At 68.0% G+C, this 16,757-nt stretch carries 14 protein-coding genes and 2 pseudogenes; 6 read left to right on the top strand and 10 right to left on the bottom strand.

The features are described from left to right. Positions 1 to 540 carry a VOC family protein gene (locus EZH22_RS00705; RefSeq protein WP_203193920.1) on the bottom strand — a complete coding sequence of 180 codons (540 nt, stop codon included), beginning with the start codon at positions 538 to 540 and terminating at the stop codon, positions 1 to 3. Between the two features lie 209 nt (positions 541 to 749). Between EZH22_RS00705 and EZH22_RS00700 the strand changes: the two genes are divergently transcribed. Beyond that, the gene (locus tag EZH22_RS00700) at positions 750 to 1,214 is read left to right on the top strand and encodes a MarR family winged helix-turn-helix transcriptional regulator (protein ID WP_203193919.1); all 465 of its coding nucleotides are present in this window, start codon (positions 750 to 752) and stop codon (positions 1,212 to 1,214) included. A gap of 9 nt (positions 1,215 to 1,223) precedes the next feature. On the opposite strand, the gene EZH22_RS00695 is transcribed toward EZH22_RS00700, so the two are convergent. Next, positions 1,224 to 1,691, bottom strand: a complete 468-nt coding sequence (locus EZH22_RS00695; RefSeq protein WP_231711244.1) for a MarR family winged helix-turn-helix transcriptional regulator — start codon at positions 1,689 to 1,691, stop codon at positions 1,224 to 1,226. 204 nt (positions 1,692 to 1,895) lie between these two features. On the opposite strand from EZH22_RS00695, the gene EZH22_RS00690 reads away from it, so the two are divergent. Continuing rightward, on the top strand, positions 1,896 to 2,870 hold the full coding sequence (locus tag EZH22_RS00690; protein WP_203193918.1) for an MBL fold metallo-hydrolase: 975 nt from the start codon (positions 1,896 to 1,898) through the stop codon (positions 2,868 to 2,870). Between the two features lie 107 nt (positions 2,871 to 2,977). Next, positions 2,978 to 4,222, top strand: coding sequence for an ABC transporter substrate-binding protein (locus EZH22_RS00685; protein WP_203193917.1), 1,245 nt, complete (start codon positions 2,978 to 2,980; stop codon positions 4,220 to 4,222). A 7-nt stretch (positions 4,223 to 4,229) separates the two neighbouring features. On the opposite strand, the gene EZH22_RS00680 is transcribed toward EZH22_RS00685, so the two are convergent. Further along, a complete protein-coding gene (locus EZH22_RS00680; RefSeq protein WP_203193916.1) occupies positions 4,230 to 4,715 on the bottom strand; it encodes a MarR family winged helix-turn-helix transcriptional regulator in 486 nt (161 codons plus the stop codon). 56 nt (positions 4,716 to 4,771) lie between these two features. Between EZH22_RS00680 and hmgA the strand changes: the two genes are divergently transcribed. The 3 genes and pseudogenes from hmgA (at position 4,772) to maiA (ending at position 8,175) form a co-directional block, all read left to right on the top strand. Continuing rightward, the gene (hmgA, locus tag EZH22_RS00675) at positions 4,772 to 6,133 is read left to right on the top strand and encodes a homogentisate 1,2-dioxygenase (RefSeq protein WP_203193915.1); all 1,362 of its coding nucleotides are present in this window, start codon (positions 4,772 to 4,774) and stop codon (positions 6,131 to 6,133) included. A gap of 88 nt (positions 6,134 to 6,221) precedes the next feature. Beyond that, positions 6,222 to 7,534 (top strand): annotated as a pseudogene (gene fahA, locus EZH22_RS00670) (fumarylacetoacetase). A 5-nt stretch (positions 7,535 to 7,539) separates the two neighbouring features. Beyond that, the gene (gene maiA / locus EZH22_RS00665; RefSeq protein WP_203193914.1) at positions 7,540 to 8,175 is read left to right on the top strand and encodes a maleylacetoacetate isomerase; all 636 of its coding nucleotides are present in this window, start codon (positions 7,540 to 7,542) and stop codon (positions 8,173 to 8,175) included. 166 nt (positions 8,176 to 8,341) lie between these two features. Here maiA and EZH22_RS00660 read toward each other — a convergent pair whose 3' ends face one another. The 7 genes and pseudogenes from EZH22_RS00660 to EZH22_RS00635 all read right to left on the bottom strand — a co-directional run bounded on the left by EZH22_RS00660 (position 8,342) and on the right by EZH22_RS00635 (position 16,723). Beyond that, positions 8,342 to 8,821: a VOC family protein gene (locus EZH22_RS00660; protein WP_203193913.1), complete on the bottom strand. Its 480-nt coding sequence runs from the start codon at positions 8,819 to 8,821 to the stop codon at positions 8,342 to 8,344. 215 nt (positions 8,822 to 9,036) lie between these two features. Further along, on the bottom strand, positions 9,037 to 10,659 hold the full coding sequence (locus tag EZH22_RS00655; RefSeq protein ID WP_231711243.1) for an ATP-binding protein: 1,623 nt from the start codon (positions 10,657 to 10,659) through the stop codon (positions 9,037 to 9,039). Between the two features lie 47 nt (positions 10,660 to 10,706). Then, a complete protein-coding gene (locus EZH22_RS00650; RefSeq protein WP_203193911.1) occupies positions 10,707 to 11,402 on the bottom strand; it encodes a response regulator transcription factor in 696 nt (231 codons plus the stop codon). 9 nt (positions 11,403 to 11,411) lie between these two features. Beyond that, positions 11,412 to 11,831: a DUF4153 domain-containing protein gene (locus EZH22_RS32535; RefSeq protein WP_333473657.1), complete on the bottom strand. Its 420-nt coding sequence runs from the start codon at positions 11,829 to 11,831 to the stop codon at positions 11,412 to 11,414. Positions 11,832 to 11,919: 88 nt separating this feature from the next. Next, positions 11,920 to 12,945 (bottom strand): annotated as a pseudogene (locus EZH22_RS32530) (DUF4153 domain-containing protein); the annotation flags it as partial. A gap of 413 nt (positions 12,946 to 13,358) precedes the next feature. Next, entirely contained in the window at positions 13,359 to 15,680 is a 2,322-nt protein-coding gene (locus EZH22_RS00640) for a molybdopterin-dependent oxidoreductase (RefSeq protein ID WP_203193910.1), read from the bottom strand. Between the two features lie 17 nt (positions 15,681 to 15,697). Further along, complete coding sequence (locus EZH22_RS00635; protein WP_203193909.1) at positions 15,698 to 16,723, bottom strand: M14 family metallopeptidase; 1,026 nt, start codon at positions 16,721 to 16,723, stop codon at positions 15,698 to 15,700. Positions 16,724 to 16,757: the final 34 nt, after the last annotated feature.

Here is a 16,757-nt window from a genome sequence, read left to right as displayed (position 1 = left end):
TCAGTTGGCGGAAAACTCCTTCTCGTGCAGCCAGGCGGCATGGCGCGGCGGCTTTTTCGTCTGCGCCCATTCCTCGACCATGGCAGGGGCCACCGCCTTCAGCCGCGCCAGGGTCTCCGGCGTGGTGGTCCAGGCGGCGAGCTCCAGCCGGTGGCCGGACGGATCGAAGAAATAGATGGACTTGAAGATATCGTGGTCGGTGGGCCCGACCACCTCGACGCCGGCCGCCTCGGCCTTCGCCTTCACCGTCTCCAGCGCCGCCAGGTCCGGCGCCTGGAAGGCGATGTGCTGGGTCCATTCGGGGGTGTTGGGGTCACGGCCCATGGGCGGGGAGTTGGGCAGCTCGAAGAAGGCGAGGATATTGCCGGAACCCGCATCCAGGAAGATGTGCATGTAGGGGTCCGGCTCCTTGGTGGAGGGAACCTTGTCCTCGGCGATGGCGCCGATCAGGTCCATGTCGAGGATGCGCTTGTAGAAATCGACCGTCTGCTTGGCGTCCTTGCAGCGATAGGCGACGTGGTGAATCTTCTCGACGAGCATATCGGGATCCTCCCTTTTGGTGGTTGGGCTGTGTGGGGCCGCATTAAAAGTAACAAGTGTTACCAATTGGCGCAAGCGAAATCCGTTGCGATCGCGACGAATTATACCCTCAACCTCAAACCCACATCCCGATGGCACCTTTCCGTTCCGGTTGGTGTATAAGTCACCTGTGTTATCAATGAGCCGGTCGGCGGAAAGGCGGAGCGAGCATGTCGAAACACGAGCCGGTTCCGTTCGCGCTCTCGGACTTCTTCCCCTACCGCCTGGCGGTGCTGGCGGAGCGGGTGTCCGTCGCTGTGGCGCAGCTCTATGCCGACCGCTTCCACATCAGCCGGGCCGAATGGCGCGTGCTGGCGGCGCTCGGCGCCAACAACGGCATGGCGGCAAAGGAGATCGGCGCCTATTCCACGCTCGACAAGATGCAGGTGAGCCGCGCGGTGAGCCGCCTCGAGGAAGCCGGCCTCATCACCCGCGCGCCCGACGACACCGACCGGAGGGCGAAGATCCTCACCCTGACGGCGGCGGGGCGCATCCTGTTCCAGAAGATCGTGCCGTTGGCCCGCGCCCGGGAAGACTACCTGCTCGAAGATCTCGATGTGGAAGAACGTGCGGTCCTGGAAAAGGCCATGGACAAGCTCCTGGCCCGGGCCCAGGGCCTGATCGAACGGGGCTGATGTCCGGCTTCAGTCCGCGCACTGCACGAGATCGAAGCTCTTCTCTAGCTTGTCCATGAGGTGATCGAGCTGGGCCCGCTCCTCCTGCGTGAGGCAGGCGAGGATCGCCTCCTCGCGCTTCAGCAGCAGCGGCACGAGCTCGTTGTAGATGGCCCGCCCCTTGGGCGTGAGTTCGAGCATCACTTCGCGGCGGTCATCCGTGCTCTCCAGGCGGGCGACGCAGCCGAGCGTCACCAGCGCGCCCACCGCCCGGCTGATGCGGGATTTGTGCGTGCGGGTGCAGCGGACCACATATTGGGCACTGCGCGGCTCATCGTGCAGGCCCAGCGTCGCGAGCACCCGCCATTCGGGAATGTCGATGCCGAAGCGGGCCATGTATTCCATGGCCAGCGCGTTGGAGAATTCCGCTGCCAGCCGGTTGAGCCGGAACGGCATGAATTTCAGCAGGTTCAATCGCTCCACCTTGCGCTTTGACATGGTTCGCGACCCGCACCTTTCCATCCAGGCCGCCATCCGGCCCTTGACTGTTGCAGTTGCAACTGTATAACATCGTCTCAGTCGCAACCAATTGCGCTATATCAAACTGTTGGGGATCAAGGAAGCGTCCGGCGGACCTCGGGTTCAAGTGACCCGGTCCGATCCGTTCCGGCGTGCCTTACACCCGAACGGGAGGACGACCGCGTGAGCACCGCTTCAGGAACTGCGGCCAAGGTTTTTGCGAGCCAGGCCGATCTCGTCGAGAAGAAGGAAACCTTCACCGAGCTCGCGGACGGCGTCTTCGCCCTCACCGCCGAGGGCGATCCCAATTCCGGCGTCGTCATCGGCGACGACAGCGTGCTCGTCATCGATGCGCGAGCGACGCCGGTGATGGCGCAGGAACTGGTGGCGTGCATCCGCACCATCACCGACAAGCCCATCCGCCACATCCTCCTCACCCACTACCACGCCGTGCGCGTGCTGGGGGCGGCGGGCTTCGAGGAGCGTGTCAACGTCATCGCCAGCGACGTGACCCGCGACATGATCGTCGAGCGCGGGGCGCAGGACATGGCGTCCGAGATCCAGCGCTTTCCCCGCCTGTTCCGGGCGCGGGAGACCATTCCGGGCCTCACCTGGCCCACCGTCACCTTCCACCAGGAAATGACGCTGTGGCTCGGATCGCGCGAGGTGCGCATCATCCATGCGGGGCGCGGCCACACCCGCGGCGACACCGTCGCCTGGCTGCCGAAGGAGAAGGTGCTGTTCTCCGGCGACCTCGTGGAATTCGGCGCCACGCCCTATTGCGGCGACGCCCATTTCCGCGACTGGCCGTCGACCCTCGACCGGCTGGAAACGCTTTCCGCCGAAAAGCTGGTGCCGGGCCGCGGCGAGGCCCTCGTCACCCCCGCGCAGATCAAGGCGGGGCTGGACGAGACCCGCGCCTTCCTGCGCGATGCCTTCGCCATCGCCGAGGCGGGGGTGAAGGCCGGCCACGATCTGAAGACCGTCTATGCCGAGGCCATGCGGCAGATGCGGCCGAAGTACGGGCACTGGGTCATCTTCGACCACTGCATGCCGTTCGACATCTCCCGGGCCTATGACGAGGCGCAGGGCATCGACACGCCGCGGATCTGGACCGCCGAGCGCGACATCGAGATGTGGAGCGCCCTCGAGGGCTGAAAGCGGGCGCCGCCAGCGAACGGCGGCGCCAAGGTCTCGACAAGAAGAAAGAACCAACCCGCGCTGCGTCGCAGGGAGCGATGCCGCGCGCCCAAGGGAGGAAGAACATGCAACGGACGGATCAATCGCGCCGGGTGCGGGTGAGGCTTTGCAAGCTCGCCACTTCGGTCATTCTCGCCACGTCGGTTCTGTTGCCGGCCAGCGCCCGTGCCCAGATCTCCGACACCGTGGTGCGCATCGGCGTGCTCGGCGACATGGGCGGGCAGTTCGCTGACATCGGAGGCAAGGGGTCGGTGGTGGCTGCCCAGCTTGCCGCGGAGGATTTCGGCGGCAAGGTCGCTGGCGTTCCCATCGAGATCATCGCCGGGGATCACCAGAACAAGGCGGACATCGGTGGCGCGACACTGCGCAAATGGTTCGACGAGGGCGGCGTGGACGCGGTGGCCGATCTGCCGGTCAGCTCCGTTGCGCTGGCCGCGCAGGAGATTGCTCGCGAGCGGAAGAAAACCCTGCTGATCTCCGGTGCCGCCGTCTCCGATCTCACCGGCAAGGCCTGCTCTCCCTATTCCACCCATTGGGCGGACGACACCTATGCCCTGGCCAATGCCACCGGGCGGGCGGTGACCGCCGCCGGCGGCAAGACCTGGTTCTTCCTCACCGTGGACTATTCCTTCGGCCACGCCATGGAGCGCGACGCGTCGGCGGCGGTCACCGCGGCCGGCGGCAAGGTGCTCGGCGCCACGCGCCATCCCCTTGGCACCGCCGATTTCTCATCCTTCCTCATCCAGGCCCAGGCCTCCAAGGCCGAAGTGGTGGGCCTTGCCAATGTCGGCGGGGACACCACCAATTCCATCAAGCAGGCGGCAGAGTTCGGCATTACCTCTGGAGGGCAGAAGGTGGCCGGCTTCCTGGTCTTCATCACCGATGTGCACGCCATCGGCCTGCCACTGGCCAAGGGCCTGCGCGTCACCACCGGCTTCTACTGGGACCAGAACGACAAGGCCCGCGCTTTCGCGAAGCGCTTCTTCGCCAAGATGGGCCGGATGCCCACCAAGCAGCAGGCTTCGGTCTATGCCTCGATCACCCATTACCTCAGCGCCGTGGCCGCCTCGGGTACCGATGAGGCGGGCAAGGTCAATGCCGAGATGCGGCGCCTGCCGGTGGACTATTTCGGTCACGCCGCATCCATCCGGGCGGACGGGCGCGTGCTGTACGACCTCACCCTCTACGAGGTGAAGAGCCCCGCCGAGAGCAAGGCTCCGTGGGACTATTACAAGCCGGTCACCACGCTGCCCGCGGCAGAGGTGTTCCGTCCCGCCGGCGAGACGGGGTGCCTGCTGGGCAAATCCTGAGCCCTGCTTACGGCTCTTGCTCCGGGCCCCCCGCAGGCGCGGGGCCCGGGCGTCCGCCGCCGAGCTCCAGCACGTCTTCCAGCCGGTCGAGCGCGTGCAGCACCGCGCGCGTGCCGTCCGGCCCGAGCGAGGCCAGCAGGCGCGCCTCGAACGCGGTCATGTCCGGGACGATGGCGCCGTAGGCCTGCAGGCCCGTTGCCGTCAAGGCGAGGAATTCCTCGCGCCGGTCATCCGGGTTTTCGCTGCGGGCGAGCCAGCGCCGCTCCTCGAGCGCCTGGACCGCCCGGCTCACTTTGGTCTTGTGCAGCCGCGCGTGCCGGCCCGCCGCCTTCGCCGTGCTGCGGGGAAACTGGGCGAGGGTCGCCAGCACGCGCCATTCGGGAATGGTGAGGCCGAACTTGCGGCCATAGACCTCACGCAGCTGCTCGGAGACGGCAGTCGCCACACGGTTCAGCCGGTAGGGCAGGAATACTTCGAGGTCGAGAGTGCGCATGGCTTGTTAGTTACATTTTCAACCGTCATGCTCGCAACCAGTTTCGGGAGGCCATCATGAACATTCTGCCCCAACCCACTCTCGAAGGAACAAGGTCGAGCGCTCTCGTGCCCGGCTACATGTCCGGCTTCGGCAATTCCTTTGAAACCGAGGCGCTGGACGGCACCCTGCCCATCGGCCGCAACTCTCCGCAGAAGATCAATTACGGGCTTTATGCCGAGCAGCTCTCGGGCTCGCCCTTCACCGCGCCGCAGGCGGTGAACGAGCGCTCCTGGCTCTACCGGATCCGCCCCGCGGTGAAGCATTCGGGCCGGTATCACAGGGTGGATAAGGGCTTCATCCGTACCGCCCCGATGGCCCGTGACGAAAGCGACATCGCGCTCGGACAGTATCGCTGGAGTGCCATTCCGCTGCCGCAGGAGAAGCTCACCTTCATTGCCGGCCTGCGCACCATCACGACCGCCGGCGACGTCGACAGCCAAGGCGGCATGGCGGCGCACATGGCCTTCGTCACCGCCTCCATGGAGAACGAATATTTCTTCAATGCCGATGGCGAGCTGCTGGTGGTGGCGCAGGAAGGCGCCTTGCGCTTCCGTACCGAGTTCGGCGTCATCGACATCGCGCCCGGCGAGATCTGCCTCATCCAGCGCGGCGTCATCTTCAAGGTGGAGCTGATCGACGGGCCGGCCCGCGCCTATGTGTGCGAGAATTACGGCGCCACCTTCACCCTGCCGGATCGCGGCCCCATCGGCGCCAACTGCCTCGCCAACCCGCGCGATTTCCTCACCCCCGTCGCCGCCTATGAGGACAAGGAGGAGGCCTCCCTCCTCTATGTGAAATGGGGCGGGGAGCTGCACGTGACCGAGATCGGCCAGTCACCCCTCGACGTGGTGGCCTGGCACGGCAATTACGCCCCCTACAAATACGACCTGCGGCACTTCTCGCCGGTGGGCGCGCTGCTGTTCGACCACCCGGACCCGTCCATCTTCACCGTGCTCACCTCGCCCTCCGGCACGCCGGGCACGGCCAACATCGATTTCGTGATCTTCCCCGAGCGCTGGATGGTGGCGGAGAACACCTTCCGTCCGCCGTGGTACCACCGCAACATCATGTCCGAATTCATGGGCCTCATCTATGGCGTGTACGACGCGAAGCCCGCGGGCTTCGCGCCGGGTGGCTTCTCCCTGCACAATCTGATGCTGCCCCACGGGCCGGACGAGCAGGCGTTCGAGCACGCCTCCACCGGCGCGCAGACACCAGTGAAGCTGGAGAACACACTCGCCTTCATGTTCGAGACGCGCCTGCCCCAGCGCGTGACCGCCTATGCGGCCGGCGTGCCGCAGCTGCAGGCGAACTATGTGGACTGCTGGGCGGGCCTCAAGAAGCGCTTCGATCCCACCCGCCGGAACGCATGGTAGCGCGCATTCGAGATTGATCGGCGCCCGCGCCAGCCTTTGTCGGCGCGCGAGCTTTCGATTTTCTGCCCCTCCCGTTTCGGAACCCTCCATGATCGACGCAACCCACGCCCCCGACCGCACCAGCTGGGTCTCCACGGCCAACGGGCATCCCGCCTTCCCCCTCCAGAACCTGCCCCTCGGCATCTTCAGTCCGGCGGACGGGGGACCCCGCGGGGGCGTCGCCATCGGCGACGAGATCTTCGACTTGCCGGCCGGCCTTGCGGCCGGGCTGTTCGAGGGATTGGCGAAGGAAGTGGCGCAGGCCGCGGCAGGGCCGAGCCTCAATCCGCTGTTTGCCCTCGGCACCGGGCATCGGGTGGCGTTGCGGGCGCGGCTCGCGGACATCCTCGATGCGAAGGGCCCCGACCGCGTGGCGGTTGAAGCCCTTGCCGGCACGCTGCTCCATCGGGCTGCAGACTGCCGGATGCACCTGCCCGCGGTCATCGCCGACTACACCGATTTCTATGCGGGCATCTCGCACGCCACCAATGTGGGCAAGCTGTTCCGCCCGGACAATCCACTTTTGCCCAACTACAAATACGTGCCCATCGGCTATCACGGGCGGGCCTCCTCCATCCGCCCTTCGGGCTTCGACGTGCGCCGGCCCAACGGCCAGCGCAAGCGGCCCGACGAAGCGGTGCCCACCTTCGGGCCGGCCCGCAACCTCGATTACGAGCTGGAGCTGGGTATCTTCGTCGGGCCGGGCAACGAGCTGGGCGAGCCGATCCCCATCGCCGGGGCGGGCAGCCACATCGCTGGCTTCTGTTTGCTCAACGACTGGTCGGCCCGCGACATCCAGGCGTGGGAATACCAGCCGCTCGGCCCGTTCCTCGCCAAGAACTTCGCCTCCACGATCTCGCCCTGGGTGGTGACGCCCGAGGCCCTCGCCCCGTTCCGCATCGCCCAGCCGTCGCGGCCCGAAGGCGACCCGGCGCCGCTGCCTTACCTGCTCGATGCCGAGGACCAGGCGCGGGGCGCCCTCGACGTCACCCTTGAAGTGCTGCTGGAGACCGAGGGGCTGAAAGCGAAGGGCCTGCCGCCGCACCGCCTTTCGGTGGGCTCCACCCGCGACCTCTACTGGACCTTCGCCCAGTTCGTCGCCCACCACACCTCGGGGGGGTGCAACCTGTCTCCCGGCGACCTGCTCGGCACCGGCACCATCTCCGGCACCGCCCCGGGCAGCTTCGGCAGCCTGCTGGAGCTGACGCAGGGAGGCAAGGCACCCATCGCGCTGGAATCGGGGAGACGCGGCGCTTCCTGGAGGACGGCGACACCGTGGTCATCCGCGGTACCGCCCGGCGCGAGGGCTTTGCCCCCATCGGCTTCGGCGAATGCCGGGGCACCATTCTGCCGGTGCGGTGAGGGCCATGCGGCTCTACGGCTATTTCCGCTCCACCTCGTCCTACCGGGTGCGGATCGCCCTCGCCTTGAAGGGCATCTCCTGCGAGCAATGGCCCATCCACCTGGTGCGGGGGGGCGGCGAGCAGTTCTCACCCGCCTATCTCGCCCTCAACCCGACGGGTCGCGTGCCGACCCTGGTGCTCGACGACGGCACGGTGCTCATCCAGTCCCCCGCCATCCTCGAATATCTCGACGAGGCCTTCCCGCGTCCCCCGCTGCTGCCTGCATCCCTGGAAGGGCGGGCGCAGGTGCGCGCCGTGGCCGCCATCATCGGCTGCGACATCCACCCGTTGAACAATGTTTCTCCGCTCAACGTCCTGCGCCGGGAGCTGGGACACACGGAGGAGGATGTCTCGGCCTGGATCGCCCGCTGGATCCATGCGGGATTCAGGGCCGTGGAGCAATGGATCGGCGCCGAGGGCTACTGCTTCGGGCCGGAGCCCGGCCTCGCCGACATCTATCTCATTCCCCAGGTGTTCTCGGCACGCCGCTTCAATGTTCCGCTCGACGCCTATCCGCGCATCCTGCGCGTCGACGCCCTCGCCGCGGAGCACCCGGCCTTCCGGACGGCCCATCCTGCGCATCAGGCCGATGCGGAATGAGCGTTCACCGCTGACGCCTTTGCAATGCCAATGCGAGCGGAGCAAGGACCCTCGCATCGACGATGCCATTGGGCCGGCTTCATGGGTCCGTCCTGCCCGCCAGCGTGCGCGCAAGCTTGCCGGAAGCAGGCATGGCCGGCGGCAGCGAAGGGGCAACCCATGACCGTCAGCCGCGCCGCGCCGCCTCGATCCCGGCGACATCGATTTTCTTCATGTTCATCATCGCGGCAAACGCGCGCTTTGCTTCATCGCCGCCGGCAGCCAGCGCCTCGGTCAGCACGCGTGGCGTGATTTGCCAGGAGATGCCCCATTTGTCCTTGCACCAACCGCACGCACTTTCCTGGCCGCCATTGTCGACGATGGCGTTCCAGTAGCGGTCGGTCTCCTGCTGGTCGTCGGTGGCGATCTGGAATGAGAAGGCTTCGTTATGTTTGAACACGGGCCCGCCATTGAGGCCGAGACAGGGGACGCCGGCGACTGTGAATTCGACCGTCAGCACGTCGCCCGCCTTGCCGGACGGGTAGTCGCTGGGAGCACGGTGGACGGCGCTCACCGAGCTGTTCGGAAAGGTCTCGGCGTAGAAGCGGGCGGCAGCCTCGGCGTCCTTGTCGTACCACAGGCAGATCGTGTTCTTTGCCGTTGCCATTGCTTGTCCTTTCGGGTTTTGAAGCCGATTGCGGCCCGGATTTCCCCCGCGCTCCGGGCGCGTTCGCAGTCAGCCTCGGCGACACCACGAGCATAGAATGCGCTTGCGCCATCTGACGTTCCACCGGCAATGCCCGACCGGTTATCGCGGTATCTGAGCTACCGCTTTCAGGACCAGATGATGAGGGCCGCGCCCCGATCAGGGCAACGGCTGCATCATTCGCGGTGTCCTTTACCCTCTGCCGGAATCATGCGCCCTCGTGCGGCCGATGCGCTGGATTGAGGAGCAAGCGGGATCGAGAGAACAAAGGTTGCGCCCTCCGCGGCGCCGTCGCTTCCTCCCAGCACGATGCTGCCGCCATGGGCCTCCAGCATGGCCCGCACGATGGACAGGCCCATGCCGGTGCCTCCGCTGTCCCGCCGGGTGGTGAAGAAGCTCTCGAAGACCTTTCCGCGGTTGGCGGCGGAGATGCCGGGCCCGTCGTCGCGCACGCTCACGCGCAGCCTGTCGGCCTCGCGATGGGCGGATATGGCGAGGGAGCGCGCCCCGTGGCGCAGGGCATTGTCGGCGAGGTGGGAGAGGACGATGCGGGCATTCTCCGGGGAGATGCGGACCGGCTCGGACACGGCGCCCTCAGTCTGGATCTTCAGCGTGGCGAAGCCCGAGCGCAGGTCGGCGACGGTAGCGGTGAGGGTGGTTGCGCCTGCGGTCGGCACCCCCTCCGCCCGCGCCAGCTCCCGCAGGCGCTGGACGATGGTGGTGAGGCGCCCGGTGTCCGAGACGATGTTGTCGAGGAAGCGGCGCCGGTCGGCGCGGTCCATGCCGGGTGTGCCCGCGTCGAGATCGTCTCGCAGCAGCTCGGCCGCGCCCTTGATGGCGGTGAGCGGCGATTTCAGCTCGTGCGAGACATGGGCGGCGAAGGTGGCGATGAAGTCAGAACGGTCCTGCAGGGCCTGCGCGGTGTCGAGGAAGCCTTGGGACAGGGCGGCGAATTCGGCGGTGCCGTGATGGGCCAGCGGCGTGAGGGCCACGCGGTCGCCCCGCCCGATGGCCTCCGTCCGCTTCATCAGCTCGCGGATGGGCCGGGTGATGGCCCGCTGGAAGATGAAGCCGATCAAGGCGGCGAGGGCGAGGATCGTCAGCCCGGCGGCTATCAGCTTGCCACGTTCCTCGTGGAAGCTCTTGAACACGTTGCTGGGCGTACGTGAGGCGTAGACCACGCCGGCGACGCGCCCCGCCACGATCACCGGCATGGCCACGAACAGCCGCACCGAGGTGCCACGGCTCAGCGAGTAGAGCGGCGGCGGCTCATGCTTCGAGACCCGCAAGCGCATGACGGCCCTGAACCGACCATCGAGCGCCGCCGCCACCTCCTCCACATGGGCGAGGGACAGGCCCAACTCCTCGCGCCCGGCGATCACAACGCCACGCGGGTCCAAGAGGCGGAAGCCGGCGAGGGTGGTCTTCTGCGTCGCCACGAGATCGGGCGCGAGCCGTGCCCCGAGGGCGACGAAGGCGGGATCGGCCGGCACGGGCGCCGCCGCGGCAGGCGGCCGGCGGTCGAGGATGGGATCGTGCGCCAGGTCGAGCGCCGGCAGGATCGGCCGGTAGGGCATGTCTGCCTCGGCCGGGGCAGGCGGCTCGGCGCTGCCGAGCGGCACGCCGGGTGGCAGCGCCGCGATCTCCCGGGCCATCACGGTGGCAAGCACCGCGCTCTGGCCGATCAGGTCCGCCTCCGTCTGGCGGATCAGCTGGTTCTCGTAGATGCGGAAGAAGAACAGCCCGGCCAGCGGCAGCGCCAGGGCGGTGAGGATGACCAGGCCGACGATGAGGCCCATGGTCGGCCGCCATTTGCGTGCGACCTTCGGGGCCGATACGCGCGCGCTCACGGCTCGGCCCGGCATCGGCCGATGCGAAATCCCACCCCATGCACCGTGTCGATGACGCTGTCACAGCCGGCGGCGGCGAGCTTGGCGCGGATGTTCCGTACGTGGCTGTCGATGGTTCGGTCCGCCACATGGATCACCCCGCCATAGGCCGCATCGAGGATCTGGGTGCGGCTGAACACCTGTCCCGGCCGCGTGATCAGCGTCCTGAGGATGGCGAACTCGATGGCGGTGAGGGCGATGGGCTCGGCGCGGAACGTCGCCGCGTGTGCATCGGGATCGAGGGCGAGCGCGCCGTGCGAGAGAGGCGCAGGGCCGGGGGCGGGCCTCGTCTGAACCCGCTTCAGGATGGCGTTGACCCGCGCCACCAGCTCGCGCGGGCTGAACGGCTTGGTCACATAATCATCGCCGCCGATCTCAAGGCCGATCACCCGGTCGATCTCCTCGTCCCGCGCGGAGAGGAACAGCACCGGCACCTCGGAGGTTTTGCGGATGCGGCGGCACACCTCCAGCCCGTCCATCTCCGGCATGCCCACGTCGAGCACGACCAGATCGGGTGCGCCTAGACCGAACTGGCGCAGCGTCTCGGCTCCATCGCGGGCGGGGAGGGCGGTCATGCCCGCCTTCTCCAGCGCGAAGCAGATGATCTCGCGGATGTGCGGGTCGTCGTCGGCGACGAGGATGCGGTAGGCCACGGCGGCCGCCTAGTTCGCCGATGCGGGCGCGGTGCCCGACGGCGCCGCATCCAGGGGATGGGCCGCGAGAACGCGCTTCAGGCGCCAGTTGCGGAAGGTCCAGCTGCGCCAGTTCGCCTGTTCAAGCATGTGCTCGGCGGAGCTCTGTTCACGTTGCAGCCTGACGACTTGCCACCCGGCGAGCCGATACGGATTGGCGCCCACCGCGATCCCGGCATAGGCCGGCAGCGCGTCCGGCCCGAGGGCGGCCAGATAGGCGACGTCGAGCACAGGTCCCATGTCACTCCTTTCCTGCCAGTGCGTCAGGTTGTAGCGCGCGACCATATAGGGAAAATTGGCGAAGCAGCACAGATAGAGCGTCGCCACGACCGCAATCGCATTGGCATCGAGCAGCCACGCGTTCGATTTGCTGCACAGGATCTTGACCACGATCAGCGCGAGGCCCCAGCCCCACCAGTCCCATCCAGATGAACGCGGCGAGCCGCAGCTGGGTCAGCCCATAGGCTTCCACATAGAGCGCCGTGCGCAGGATGGAGGAGGCCACCAGCGCCACATTCTGCGCCACGAAGACGAGCACCAGCGGCCGGATTCTGCGCGACGCCCCGGCGGGGCCACCTGGGCGCATGGCGGCGAGCACGAAGGCGGCGGCCAGCAGCGCGGTGACGATCAGCGGATAGGCCCCGCGATGGGCATAGGCCGCATAGGTCATGCCGTCCGGCAGTGCGAGCCCGCCCCAGAGATAGGCCGCGTCGAGCCCGGTCTGGAGGGCGAACAGGGCATTGAACAGGATCAGCGAGCGCAGCACGGACGCCGGGCCGAGAAGGGCCTGCATTTCCGGCAGGTCAGGTGGCTGCATTGCAGTCACCGGCGCCGCCCGCCTGCGGGCGCGCTTCAGGTGCACGAGCGGCCAGATGAGGCAGAGCGCCACGAGCCAGAAGCCCAGCCGTGGCAGCGAGATCAGCTCGGGAAGGCGCTGGGGGTCGAGCGCGCGCAGCCATTCGTGGATCAGAGGGTTCGCCGCATCGAACAGACCCAGGAACACCAGAGTCAGCACCACCGGGGCGATCCACGCCGCCAGCGATGCAGCGCCCTTGAACCCCCTTCGGCCACATGCCGAAAGGCGGCGGACACGCGCGAGGTCCGTCGCAAGTCGGAACGGACCGGCGAAAGGCCGGCCAGCGGAACGTAGCAGCCCCACCGTCCAGCGCTCTCCGCCGCCGCCGACGAGCAGGCCGGCGAGATGGAGGGAGGTGAGGCCCGCCACGAGCACCGACAGCCAGGACACATCCTCGACCAGCGCGGCGAGCGCCAGGAGAAACGTGAGCGCGCAGAAGATCCTGAGCCGGGCGGACGCCCGGATAGGGTTCACCGCCACCACAAGCCCGCCGCAGGTGCCGAGGAAAAGGGGCAGCGAAATGCCGATGGCGTGCGCGTTGAAGAACAGCCAGTCGGCCAGCGCGATGGCGGCGAGGGCGAAGCCCGTCCGCTGGGCCAGCCAGCACAGGGCCGCCCGCCGGGTACGCAAGTGCGCGTCAGGCGTCATGGGACAACTCGTGAGAGGCGGGCGGGAAGGGGAGAGGGCGGGGCAGCTGTGGAGCCGGGAGCGGGCCGGAAGGCGTCGCCGTTGAATGCAGAGGGGACAGGCACGAGCCACCAGCCGTCCCGGGTCAGGCAGCGCGGCAGCGGGGCGGGTCGTAAGGGAAGATCGATCAGGTTTTGCATGCCGCGCAGGATGAGCGGCGGCTGTGCAGTGGCCTTGAGGGCCGGGAGGAGATTTCGAGGATTGTCGTGCAGTTTCTATGCAGGGGCGCCGCCTGGTCCGAATCGGGCGAGGTCAAGCTCGCTGGCCCCATGCCCCGGGGAAGGCGTTCGGGGGTCCGGCATCCACGCCGACGGTCATCGTCCGTTCGTGCAGACCCGCTCCGCTTGTCCACGACCAGATGTTCGGCCGGACCATCAGGAGCGCTGAAGGCCCCGGTCACGACGGTCCACCGCGGCTGCCGGACCGACCCGCCCTTCCCGGTCCTGTGCGGGCCGGACCTCGACCAGACAGCCCATGGCGTTCGGGCCCTGTGTCAGCAGCGATGTTCCCACATCGAGCGTGAGGACATTGGCGGTGCCGGCCCGTTCGGCGCCGTTGCCGCCGAGGTCGGGATCGAACCACGCCCCGGTCGCCATCACCGCGACGCCACGGCGCACGCCGTCGCTGATGCGCAGGCCGGCGAGGCATGCGCCGCGCGCGTTGGACACTTCCACGAGGTCGCCGTCGCGGCAGCCGCGGCTGGCGGCATCGGCGGGATTCAGGGCAATGGCTTCCCGCCCCTTCACCTTGTTCGCCTGCGGCAGGGGGGCGAAATCCAGCTGGCTGTGCAGACGGTCGGCGGGCTGCACCGAGAGAAGATGCAGCGGGTAGCGTTCCACGGACGGCGCTCCGAGCCACTCGGCCGGCGGGATCCAGGCGGGATGCGGGCGGCAGTCCGGCAAGGCGAGGCGGGCGATGGTCTCGCTGAACAGTTCGATCCGCCCGCTCGGCGTCTTCAGCGGATGTGACACCGGGTCGGCGCGGAAGTCCGAGAACAGGACGAAATCGCCCTCAGGCTCTGGCAACTCCACCGTCCCGGCGGCCCAGAACGTCTCGAAATCGGGAAACGGGATGTCCGCTGCCCGGTTGGCGGCAGCGCAGCGGGCATAGATGTCGCGCACCCACCCCATCTCGTCGCGACCTTCGGTGAAGGCCTGCGCATGGCCCAGTCGCGCGGCAAGGTCGTGGAAGATGTCGAAGTCGGATCGCGCGGCGTGGAGCGGTTCGATCGCCTTGTGCATGGCGACCACATAGCGGTCGCGCGAGGAGCCGCCGATGTCGTTGCGCTCCAGCGTCGTGGTCACCGGCAGCACGATGTCGGCGAGGCGCGCGGTGGGCGTCCACCAGATCTCGTTGACGATGACGGTCTCGGGCCGCCGCCAGGCCTCAAGCAGGCGGTTGAGCTGCTGGTGGTGGTGGAAGGGATTGCCGCCCGCCCAATGGATGAGGCGCACGTCCGGATAGGTCTCCTGCCGCCCGTCGAACGCATAGGGCGTTCCGGGGGCGAGCAGCATGTCGGCGATGCGGGCGCAGGGAATGGCGCGCCTCAGCGGGTTGCGGCCCACCGCCATTTCCGGGCCGGGCGTGGCGGGGCGTGGATTGCCCACCCCGTTCATGGAGCCGTGGCCGAAGCCGAAGCCGCCACCCGGCAGGCCCACCTGCCCGAGCAGGGCGGCGAGCGCGATGGCCATCCAGTAGGGCTGCTCCCCGTGCTGGGCGCGTTGCACGGCAAAGGAACAGGTGATGTAGGAGCGCTTGCCCACGAGGCGCGCGGCAAGTCCGGCGATGGCGGCCGCGGGCAGCCCGCAGATCCCCTCCGCCCAGTCCGGCGACTTCGGAACGCCGTCGCTCTCGCCGCGCACATAGGCCGCCAGCGCCTCCGCGCCGACCGTGTGGCGCGCGAGGAAGTCCTGGTCCGCGCCGCCGAGCCGCAGGATCTCGAAGGCGAGGGCCAGCATCAGCGCCACGTCCGTATTGGGACGGATCGGCAGCCATTCGGCCTCGAGAAAGTCGGGGCAATCGTCGCGGGTGGGCGAGATGTTGACGATCGGGATGCCCTTGGCGGCCAGACGCCGCAGCCAGAGCTCTTGGGTATGCTGGACGGCTCCGCCGGAGGAAACCTGCCCGTTCTTGAGGGCGAGGCCGCCGAAGGCGAGGAAGATCTCGGTATGGGCGAGGATGCTGGGCCATGCGGTGACCCGCCCGGTGAGCGGCTGGTAGGTGCCGATCACATAGGGCAGCAGGAATTGCGCGGTGCCCCAGCTGTAATTGCCCACCTGGTCGACGGCGCCGCCGCCAGAAAAGTAGAAGCGGCGGATGAGCGAGCGCGCATGGTGGAAGCGGCCCGCCGAGGACCAGCCATAGGAGCCGGCGAAGAGCGCCTCGCGCCCGCGCTCGGCTTCCACCCGGCGGATTTCCCCGGCGACGAGGTCGAGCGCCTCGTCCCAGTCCACTTCGATCATCTTTTCCCGGCCGCGCCCCTCGCCTCCGGCGCCATGGCGGCGCTTCAGCCAGCCTTCGCGCACCGCGGGCCGGCGGATGCGCTTGTCCGAATAGACCCCGGGCGCGACGCTCCCCAGCATGGACGAGGGATTGGGGTCGGCGAGAAACGGCTCGCAGGCGACGAGCACGCCGTCCTCGACCACCGCCGTGAAAGCCCCCCAATGGGCGAGATGGGGATAGCGCCGGATCGCCATTGTGGATGCTTCCGCGTTCAGGCCGGGACGTTGGACCAGTGTTCCGCGACGAAGGCCACGCGGTCACCGAAATGCACCACCGGATCGCGCCGGATGCCGATCACCAGGGCATCGAACGGCAGCGTGATCTGCTCGCGCACCACCCCGTGCAGATCCATGACCTCGCCGAGGGGCTGCCCCGCCGGGATGACCGTGGCCGGGCGGGCGAGGACCCGGAAGATGCCCCCTTCCGCGCAGGTGACGTGCCGGCGCTTCGTCACCTGGCGCAATTCGGCGGGCGCCACCGCCGCGCCCGGCAGCAGGCCGAGCCGGCGCGCCAAACCCTCGAAGCCGGTGATGCCCTGGGCCACATGCTCCGCCACCAGGCGTCCACCCCCGCCCAGCTCCACCATGAAGGCGATCTGGCCCCGGTCGAGGCACTGGAAATCCAGCGCGCCGGCGAGGTTGCCGGGCAATTCGCCGGTGCCGCCCGCCACGTTCATGCGGCAGGCCACGGCCGGGGCGAACGGCGCGACGAGGTGGAGCAGGGTCTCCTCGCTCACCCGACCATTGGGATGGACCTTGTAGACCGCGTAGGGATCGGCATCGAAAGTGGTGCCCATGGTGTGGAGGTTCACCACCACATCGGCGCAGGTGCAGGCCTCGAAGAAGATCTTCGCCATGCGTTCGGAGGAGAGGCCGCCGGCCGAGCCGGGAAACGACTGGTCCAGGTCGATATCGTCCTGCGGCGCCTTCTTGCGGCGTCCGTCGAAGGCGAGCGGATTGGCGGTGGAGCTCACCACCACGCTGCCCGACAGCTCGGAGAGGTCCAGCTCCCGGGCGAAGTCGAGGGCGGCGACGATGCCGTTGATCTCGTCGCCATGCACCTGCCCGTTCAGCCACAGGCATTTTCCGGGCTTCGCGCCCTTGGCGATCACATAGGGAATTTCCACGGCCGCGCCGGAGGCAAGGCGCCCGACGAAAATCGCGCCCGTCGCGAGGCGGCCGGGCTCGGCCATGGCGAGAATCTCGGAGAAGGCGCGGGAGGAAGACGAAGCGGGCATGGGCAGAACCTGCAAGAAGCGATGAAGATCGAAG

The organism is Xanthobacter dioxanivorans, assembly GCF_016807805.1.
Taxonomy (GTDB): domain Bacteria; phylum Pseudomonadota; class Alphaproteobacteria; order Rhizobiales; family Xanthobacteraceae; genus Xanthobacter; species Xanthobacter dioxanivorans.
The sequence above is the reverse complement of the archived record's forward strand: the minus strand, read 5'-3'. Positions and strand labels throughout refer to the sequence as shown.